The sequence below is a fragment of the Metabacillus niabensis genome, from assembly GCF_020524345.1.
In the GTDB taxonomy this organism is placed as follows: domain Bacteria; phylum Bacillota; class Bacilli; order Bacillales; family Bacillaceae; genus Metabacillus; species Metabacillus niabensis_B.
The window spans coordinates 252,025-260,794 of record NZ_JAIVLH010000005.1 but is presented as its reverse complement, the minus strand read 5'-3'; the positions used below and the strand labels follow the sequence as shown (position 1 = coordinate 260,794).

Below are 8,770 nucleotides of genomic sequence, written 5' to 3'. Positions count from 1 at the left end.
AATGAAAAATCTATATATTTATCTATTTTTCGAAGTAGATGATTTTCAGGAACAAGGTCATCTATTACTATAAATTCAACTTCATTTTGTGTGTTTTCTCTTGTATTGAACATAAATATCACCCTCCCAATTAGTTATCTATATTATACCAAATTAACGCGGTGAAAAGTTAAAGTATTCAGATAAAAATAATAGGCTGCCGAGGTTTCTCGACAGCCTGAGGACCTGAGAAATCAGGTCCTTTCCCTTGGTTCATCTTATAACCAAGCAGCACCAACGATAATCAATAAAATGAATAATACAACGATTAACGCAAATCCTCTACCATATCCATATCCTCCACCATATCCGTAACCACAATGTCCATAACCATATCCGTACATATAAATTCCTCCTTTATATAATAATTGAAATCAGCAGCAAACTAGTATACAACGTAAGCAGAGCCCACAATAATTAGCAGGATGAATAACACAACGATCAAAGCAAAGCCACCACCGTAGCCATAACCTGGAGTTGCACCACTCACTTACAACACCTCCCTTTCGTTGTACTAATACACTATGTATATAGGTACTTGTCTGTAAGGGCGGATGCACAGTTCCTATAAATTTTTTTATTTCAATGGGCATTAAGGATCAACATGTTTTGTTTGCTAATTTGTTAGAAATCGTTTATGAATAAAGAGGGAATTCAATGTTAAACTGTATAGTATAAGTGTTAAAAGCTGGTTGTTCGCGTCAAACACTTTTCTAACAAGCCTATTTCTTATATGTGAAGGATGATTTGATGAAAAAAATAGTATTTCTAATTAGCGTTCTTTGGATGCTTCCATTCATTGTCTCTGCTCATACAACAGTATCAAATTCCACCCCTGAGGAAGGTCAAGTAATTAATGAGGCATTATCCGAGCTGAAAGTTGAATTTGCCGGTGAAATTGAAAAACAAAGTACACTTATCTTAAAGCAAAATGATACAGAAGTTCCTTTAGATTCCGTTACTGTTAATGAAAAAGAGATTATTGGTACAGTTACCACACCACTAACAAATGGAAACTACGTCTTAACATGGAAAATAGCCGCAAAGGATGGACATGCGATGACAGGAGATATCCCATTTACTGTGGAAATTCCTGAGACAAAAAAAACTCAACCTGAAGAAAAAGAAGGTACAGAGAGTGAAGCACCCGAATACGAGGAATCAACAGAACAAAGTGGTGAAGATATTGTAGAAGAACCTCAATATAATGAGACAAGCTCAAACGAAGATTCGAATTCTTCAACATTTGCAACCCTTTCAGTCATTGTCCTCATTGTCTTATTAATTGCTGGAACATGGGTTATTTTTCGTAAAAAGAGGTAAAGTATGAGTCAACTAATTCCAATTACAGAGTATGCTACATATATGCTCTTTTCTTATTTAGTAGGGTATATCTTCTTACAATTTATACCTCAATCTAGAAAGCCTGTTATATTTGTAACAAAACAGAGTTTATTATTAAGTGTATTAGGTATTATTGTGTTAACTTTTCTACCTGTTGTTCAGGTAATTACTTTCTTTTCTGAGGATGGGTTATTTAGTTTAACTGCCTATTCTATATTAACTGAGTTTCAAGTTGGCATTGCATGGCTCTACGGAAGCTTTTTCGCAGTTTTATTATGGATGACAATTTATGTGGAAGGCCCAAAGTATTTGCAGGCAGTATTGATCCTTGTCATGATTATTTCAGTTGGTTATGCAAGTCATGCCTCAACACTTGATGCTTTACCCGGCTTACTTTCACATTGCATCCATTTTTTAACGATCACTATATGGGTTGGCGTACTTCTTCATGTTGGTTGGTTAGCAAAAGAGATAAATAATTGGCATGCATTTCTTCGATGGTTTACACCTTTATCGATCATATTGATTGTCATTTTAACGATATCTGGGATCAGCCTCATGCTTTTTGTGGTTGAACCACGCGATTATACAAACTCATGGGTTCTGACATATGGACAGATGCTTTTACTTAAGCATATAAGTATTTTACCTATCCTTGTCTTTGGATTAATAAACGGATTTTTATCTCGAAAAACTATGCAAGATGAGAATTTCAATCCCATTAAATGGGTACAAGCAGAAACATTTATCCTTATGATTGTCTTTTTTATTACAGGAATATTAGGGACTCTTCCTCCTCCACATCAAGTGAATGCGACATTTTTACAGGAGGGCCCTGCAAATTGGGTTGAACCTATATTAGGGCTAAATATTCAAGCTCCATTTAACGTGCAACTTGATATAGGTTTACAATCGATTGTTCTACTAGTAGTTGCTGTGTTATTTATCATGATGATGATTGTTAGCTTTTTCAAAAAAATCTCACCTCTAATTGCTTTAAGCTTTGGTATTGCCTTTATCATTTCAACCTACCTGGGTTTAATGTTTTCAATTGTTATTACCTAATAATCAGCTTAATAGAGAAGAGGGACAGTTAAAAATAATCACTATTCAAAGGTTGATTAGCTTCTTAATAATATTAATTTTCTGAAAATAGAAGCCAATAAGATTAAAACACCTCCAATCATTGAATAAGAAAGCATTAGTTTGCTTATCCTAACAATGAAGGAGGTGTTTTAATATGGCACAAGACGTATTATGTGAAGTTAGTAGCTGTATCCATAACATTAACAATGAGAACAAATGTGGTGCAACTCAAATTTATGTAGTGAATCATAAAGAAAAGAACGCTTCCACAAGCAGTGACACAGACTGCAAAACATTTGAACCTGCTGATTTGTAAGGCTATTAGAAAAGGCAACCAATGAGGGGTTGCCTCTTTCTTTAGTAGTATTGAAAATAATTATCATTATTATTCATATTAATACAATAAAATAAAAACGGCTGATATTTTAATCAGTCGCTTTATATATAATTAATTATTTTTTTTTATTATTTGATCACGATCATCTGTTTGAGGAGGTTCCTCAAGCCAACTATGACTTATCATAATATTTGCGCCATCTTCTGCATAAAGGCCAATTTCAGGTACTAAAGAGGCATATCTTAGAGCAAGATCTCTCCTTGGACTGCCTGACATAGAGGCACCATAATTTCCAATTCCTGCTGCAATCATGGCTGAAATATGAAATATCATAAGCTTATCAGAAAATACAGGAACCGTTGAATCTGTAAGTGCTGTATCCCAAGTCATTGGGGCAGGTAAATCCTCTTTCTTTAAGATATCACTAAAAAGATCTATATGCTTTTGAGCAATTCGCTTTCCTCTTAAAAAATACTCTTTCACTTCCTTCCTTTTAGCAGTTTGAGCAAACCCCATAATTAACGTTTTCCCGATTGCATTTGTTTGAATATTATTAAATAGCATTGTAATTTCATGTGCTGTTAATGGCCTTTTATCCCCCATAAATCCTGCTAGAAAATGTTGTTTCCCCACAAAATCAACTTTATCAGGTACAGAGATATATGGAGGTCTTATATATGTCCCTTGCTTTAGCATTAAATTTCTTGTTAAATCTTGTAGTCCAACAGCTGTTTTAAGTACACTCTTAAAAAACGATACAACATCAGATCTAGTAGAAAATCCAATTGCCCCACTTGCCGCTGCCATCCCTAATATGGACATATTTCTCAAATATATAAGTGAAAAAGTATCAGAAAATAAACGAGGAGCATCCTTATTAACATCCTCTTTTGTAAAACCAAGGGGTATTGGGAACTTCTCTTTTTGAAATAATTCTTTTAGAAAAGCAAGATTTTTTTCCGAACCATCGAGTGCGAATTTCAAAACAGGATGAACCTCTTCATCCTCTACTTTTTCTAAGAAATGACTCACAACACATACAGAAGCTGTATCATTTATATATTGCGTCCATAACACTGACATTTCAGCAGCCGTCAATTGAATGTTTGTTTTTTTCTCCATTGTGTACACCTGCTTTTTTCATATGTATTATAAGTTTTCACCACCTATATAAAATTATGTATTTTATAGAAATTCTTAGACAAAAAAGCAGGACCACCATAACGGTAAGTCCTGATCATTTATTATCTGGTTTGACCATTTCCTGACATGAGGAATTTAACTGTCGTTAATGCAGGTAATCCCATTGGACCACGTGCATGTAATTTTTGTGTTGAAATTCCAATTTCTGCACCAAATCCTAATGCACCACCATCCGTAAAACGTGTCGAGGCATTATGGTACAAAGCGGATGCGTCCACTAAATTCATAAAGATTTTTGCCGTATCTCTATTTTCAGTAACGATTGCTTCTGAATGCTTCGTACCATATCTTTCAATATGATCTATCGCTTCTTCCACACTCTCTACTGTTTTTACTGCAAGATCCAAGCTTAAATACTCATTAGCCCAATCTTCTTCTTTGGCTAGTAAAGCATCAGGTAGATAGGATAATGCTGTTTCATCACCATGAACTGTAATGCCCTCTTTATTCAATGTGTTAATTAATTGTTCTTTGTTTTTATCAAGCCACTCTTTATGAATAATAGCTGTTTCTAATGCGTTACATACACCTGGTCTGTCTGTTTTTGCATTAACAAGAATATTTAATGCTTTCTCAACATCTGCTTCTACATCAATATATAAATGACAGTTTCCCACGCCTGTTTCAAGGACAGGAACAGTCGCATTGTTTACAACAGCATTGATGAGAGAGCCGCCACCACGAGGAATTAACACATCAATATGTTCCTTCATTGTGAACAACTGTTGTGTTGCTTCACGATCAGTACTCGCAATAAATTGAACTGCTTCTTTTGGGATTTTTGTTGTATTTAATGCTTCATGCATAACCTCTACAATTGCTTTGTTTGATGATAAAGCAGATGATCCGCCTTTTAAAAGAATTGCATTTCCTGATTTAAGTGCAAGTCCTGTTGCATCAACTGTCACATTAGGACGTGCTTCATAAATCATCCCTATAACACCTAAAGGCACTGTTACCTTTTCAACCAATAATCCATTATCTAAAGTCCAATTGGATAATATTTTTCCTGTCGGATCCTCAAGTTTTGCTACTTGTCGTAATCCCTCTGCAAAATCAACGATCCTCTCCTTTGATAAAGCAAGACGATCCATATAAGCTGCATCATAGCCTTTTTCTTTCCCTACTTGTAGATCACGCTCATTTGCATGAAGTATGCGCCCCGTATTTTTCTCCAGGGTATCAGCTATAATATGCAACGCTTCATTTTTTTCTTCTGTCGATATTAAACTTATTTTTTTTGCTGCTTTTTTCGCTGCTATTGCTTGTGCTTCCACTGATATATGCTTTTCAATGACAGACATCCAATTCCTCCTTTTAAACTCCTACGGGTAATGATAATTCAAGCTCACAAACTAAATCATCAAAATGAACAACTTCTTGCCTTTGAATATCTCCACCTGTTATACGCTTCATGTTTTCTAATTCCTCTGTCGAATAATTAACAACCCCAAGGCCAACTCTCTCACCCTCATGATCAAGGATTCGAATGACCGCACCTTTTTCAAATTGACCGTTTACTTGCTCAATATCTGATGAATAAATACTATGTTTATGATCAGCAATGGACATTTTGACATTTTGGTTAATGACAACTTCTCCTTCCGGACCTGAATGGAAGGCAATCCATTGTTTCTTTCTATTTAAGTTAACAGTCTCATTTGTGAGTTCAAAATACGTTCCCTTTGCATCGCCTCGGACTGCTTCAGTAAGAATATTTGCAATGCTTGCTTTCCCAAGAAAGGTAGAAATACCTGATGCCATTGCTATTTTGACTGCATCAATTTTTGATCTCATTCCACCTGTACCAACATTACTACCGGAATCACCAGCCCCCTCTTCGATTTCAGGGGTAATTTCATATACCTTTTCAAGTAATTTTGCTTGCTCGTTTTTTCGTGGATCTGAGTCATATAATCCTTCGATATCAGATAGAATAATTAATTGATCTGCTTCAATTAAACCAGCTACTTTTGCAGACAATGTATCATTGTCGCCAAATTTCAAACGATCGACTGTCACTGTATCGTTTTCGTTAACAATTGGGATAATCCCTCTTTCCAGCAGTACATTTAACGTATTTCTTACATTGTTATAGCGGGTTTCATCTGAAAAATCACTGCGGGTTATTAATATTTGAGAAGCAACATATCCGTGTGACAAGAAAATTTCCGAATATGCTTCAATTAATAAACCTTGACCAATAGAAGCTGCTGCCTGTTTTTCAGGTAAAGATGTCGGACGATTAATACATCCTAATTTTCGATAGCCAGCTGCTACAGCTCCAGATGATACAAAAACTATTTCATGTCCTTCATCTTTTAATAATGCAATTTCATCTGCTAATTTCTCTAGTTTCCGTCGACTAATTTCACCGTGTCGACTTGTTAAGGAACTGCTTCCAACCTTTATTACAACCCGTTTTTTCTCATTTTCAAGGGTCGCCATTATATCACTCCTGAATCTTTTTTATCTCTATATTTAATCTATTATTTAGAATTAACTAAAAGACTTTCTTGGATTTGCTCACTTATTTCTTTTGAACGTATTGCGGCATGCTCAACAGCTTTGGCAATTGCCTTGCCTCCGCCATTTTCATCAAGTGCTTTTAGACCTGCAGCTGTCGTACCGTTTGGTGAAGTTACTTTTTCTCTTAAGATGGTTGGTGTTTCACCTTGCGCTTGAACCATATTTGCAGCACCTTTGATAGTTTGAGCAATGATCTTTCTTGTTGTCTCCACATCAAATCCAGCCTTTGCTCCTTGCTGCTCCATATGCTCCATTAAATAGTAAAAATATGCGGGTCCGCTTCCTGCAAGACCTGTAAAGACATCCATATCCATTTCATCGATTGTGTAGACCTCACCGATGCATTCTAGTAATGTTTTAGTTAAAATGACATTGTTTTCTGATGTTTCATGACCTGGGGATATGGCAGTAGCTGATTCACCGATAGCACTTGATGTGTTCGGCATAACTCGGACTACCTGCTGGCCAATATGAAGGTTTTGTTCAAGATATGTTGTTGTAATTCCAGCTAGTACTGATAAAATGAGTTGGTTTGGTTTAATATGTTGCTTGATTCCACTTAATGCCTGATCTACATCTTTTGGCTTCATTGCCAGAATAATGACATCTATTTGGTCAAACTGTAAGTCTTCTAATTTACAACTGTTAATACCATAAATTGCTTCTAAAGCAGCTAATCGTTCTGCATTTGAGCGGTTTGTGGCAACAATCTGATGTGTTGGAAATTTTTCTGATTTTACAAGTCCAGATATCATTGCCTCTGCCATAGAACCTGCGCCTATAAACGCAACTGTTTTATCGTGTAGCATCTCATCTCTCCAATTTCGTTCGTATTTTTGTTCGTATTTTTGCTCACGTTTTAATACTAACACGATGATTTTCATAATCAAGGTGTTCAAGTAATGTTGTGAGTATTTCTTCCAATTAGTTAGTGTAAGCGTTACCATTTATACATATACTCTTTTAAAAGCGTCTCAGACGTCTCTAACGCTTCTCATCCCCTTATATCAAGATTTGATTTTTTAAATTTTCATACAATTGTCTAGTTGCCAAGTTGTTTGATTAATTGTTTTTTACGTTTTTAAATCGGGACTTGTTTTTTTCTCATTTTCCCATTAATGAAACCAATTTTGGTTTTTAATCCGACAACTTTAACAATTTAAAAACTACTCTCTTCTATTAAATAATTTGAAAACCTTTCATTTTTCCGTTAACTATTATACAATTCCTAGTATGTACCTATGTCTTGAATGTTTCGTAGGATCGAAAGGAGTTTTTCAAGTTGAAAAAATTTTTACTAGCACTATTCGTCGGAATACTTTCTTTATCACTTGCTGCTTGCAACAACGATGAAGATAAAGCAAAGGAAAAGGAAACAGAAGAAAAAGCTACCGGAGAAGAAGAAGCAGCTGTTGATCCTGAGGAGATGCAAAAAAAGCTTGATGCACAAAAGGTAGAAGAAGATACAGTTGTTGCGATTGTAAATGGTAAAGAAATTAAAGGTAATGAATACAACGACGCTTTAAGTATGTCACAAATGCAATTCACTAGTATGGGACAAGACCCGACAACTGAAGAACTAGCAAAACAATTAAAAGACTATACACTTGAAAGCCTTGTAGGACAAACTCTTATTATGCAGGAAATTGAGAAAAAGGGCTACGAAGCGAAAGAAGAAGATATTAATAAACAGCTGGATACCTTAAAGGCTAAGTATGAAAATGATGATGCCTTTAATGAAGCATTAAAGGCAAATAGCCTTACTCTAGATGAACTTAAGGCTCAAATTGCCGACACAGTAAAATATGATCAATATGTCAAGAATGACTTAAAGGTAGAAGAAGTGACTGATAAAGAAGTAAAAGAATATTATGACAAAATGACAAGTTCTGGAGAAGAATCAGCAGAAACTCCAAAGTACGAAGATGTTAAGGATACATTAAAGACTAACCTCGAAGGTCAGAAAACACAAGAAAAACTTGCAGCAAAAGTAGAGGAGCTTCGTGAAACCGCGAAGATTGAGTTAAAATTATAAACAATGAATCAAAAACGGTTGTTCAATTTGAACAACCGTTTTTGATATGCCTTGTTAATTTTTATAAAATTCACTTGTATAAATGCGTTTAATTGCACACACTATCACTAGGACTTGTAGCTCAATGTGTAGAGCAGTCAACAGTTACCCCGTTAACTTGTTGTACATTTTGTGGGTTCAAATCCCACCAAGTCCTT

10 protein-coding genes and 1 tRNA gene are annotated in these 8,770 nt (G+C 35.3%); 5 read left to right on the top strand and 6 right to left on the bottom strand.

Annotation, left to right across the window (positions count from 1 at the left end; genetic code table 11):
- Nucleotides 1–257: 257 nt before the first annotated feature.
- Nucleotides 258–383: a YjcZ family sporulation protein gene (locus LC095_RS08900; RefSeq protein WP_226527830.1), complete on the bottom strand. Its 126-nt coding sequence runs from the start codon at nucleotides 381–383 to the stop codon at nucleotides 258–260.
- 41 nt (nucleotides 384–424) lie between these two features.
- Nucleotides 425–529 (bottom strand): YjcZ family sporulation protein, encoded by a 105-nt coding sequence (locus LC095_RS08895; RefSeq protein WP_078434634.1) that lies wholly within the window; start codon nucleotides 527–529, stop codon nucleotides 425–427.
- Nucleotides 530–789: 260 nt separating this feature from the next.
- On the opposite strand from LC095_RS08895, the gene LC095_RS08890 reads away from it, so the two are divergent.
- The 3 genes from LC095_RS08890 (at nucleotide 790) to LC095_RS08880 (ending at nucleotide 2,785) form a co-directional block, all read left to right on the top strand.
- Complete coding sequence (locus LC095_RS08890) at nucleotides 790–1,362, top strand: copper resistance protein CopC (RefSeq protein WP_226527829.1); 573 nt, start codon at nucleotides 790–792, stop codon at nucleotides 1,360–1,362.
- 3 nt (nucleotides 1,363–1,365) lie between these two features.
- Nucleotides 1,366–2,448 carry a copper resistance D family protein gene (locus LC095_RS08885; protein ID WP_226527827.1) on the top strand — a complete coding sequence of 361 codons (1,083 nt, stop codon included), beginning with the start codon at nucleotides 1,366–1,368 and terminating at the stop codon, nucleotides 2,446–2,448.
- Nucleotides 2,449–2,623: 175 nt separating this feature from the next.
- Complete coding sequence (locus tag LC095_RS08880) at nucleotides 2,624–2,785, top strand: DUF1540 domain-containing protein (RefSeq protein WP_226527826.1); 162 nt, start codon at nucleotides 2,624–2,626, stop codon at nucleotides 2,783–2,785.
- Between the two features lie 132 nt (nucleotides 2,786–2,917).
- Here LC095_RS08880 and LC095_RS08875 read toward each other — a convergent pair whose 3' ends face one another.
- The 4 genes from LC095_RS08875 to proC form a co-directional block, all read right to left on the bottom strand.
- Nucleotides 2,918–3,928 (bottom strand): DUF3231 family protein, encoded by a 1,011-nt coding sequence (locus tag LC095_RS08875; protein WP_226527825.1) that lies wholly within the window; start codon nucleotides 3,926–3,928, stop codon nucleotides 2,918–2,920.
- Between the two features lie 122 nt (nucleotides 3,929–4,050).
- Nucleotides 4,051–5,313: a glutamate-5-semialdehyde dehydrogenase gene (locus LC095_RS08870; RefSeq protein WP_226527824.1), complete on the bottom strand. Its 1,263-nt coding sequence runs from the start codon at nucleotides 5,311–5,313 to the stop codon at nucleotides 4,051–4,053.
- Between the two features lie 13 nt (nucleotides 5,314–5,326).
- Nucleotides 5,327–6,457: a glutamate 5-kinase gene (gene proB, locus LC095_RS08865; protein ID WP_226527822.1), complete on the bottom strand. Its 1,131-nt coding sequence runs from the start codon at nucleotides 6,455–6,457 to the stop codon at nucleotides 5,327–5,329.
- Nucleotides 6,458–6,498: 41 nt separating this feature from the next.
- Nucleotides 6,499–7,347, bottom strand: a complete 849-nt coding sequence (gene proC / locus LC095_RS08860) for a pyrroline-5-carboxylate reductase (protein WP_226527847.1) — start codon at nucleotides 7,345–7,347, stop codon at nucleotides 6,499–6,501.
- Nucleotides 7,348–7,820: 473 nt separating this feature from the next.
- Here proC and LC095_RS08855 point away from each other — a divergent pair, with 473 nt between their 5' ends.
- Both LC095_RS08855 and LC095_RS08850 read left to right on the top strand, forming a co-directional pair.
- Complete coding sequence (locus tag LC095_RS08855; protein WP_226527821.1) at nucleotides 7,821–8,573, top strand: SurA N-terminal domain-containing protein; 753 nt, start codon at nucleotides 7,821–7,823, stop codon at nucleotides 8,571–8,573.
- A 110-nt stretch (nucleotides 8,574–8,683) separates the two neighbouring features.
- Nucleotides 8,684–8,769 (top strand) — tRNA-OTHER (locus LC095_RS08850).
- Nucleotide 8,770: the final 1 nt, after the last annotated feature.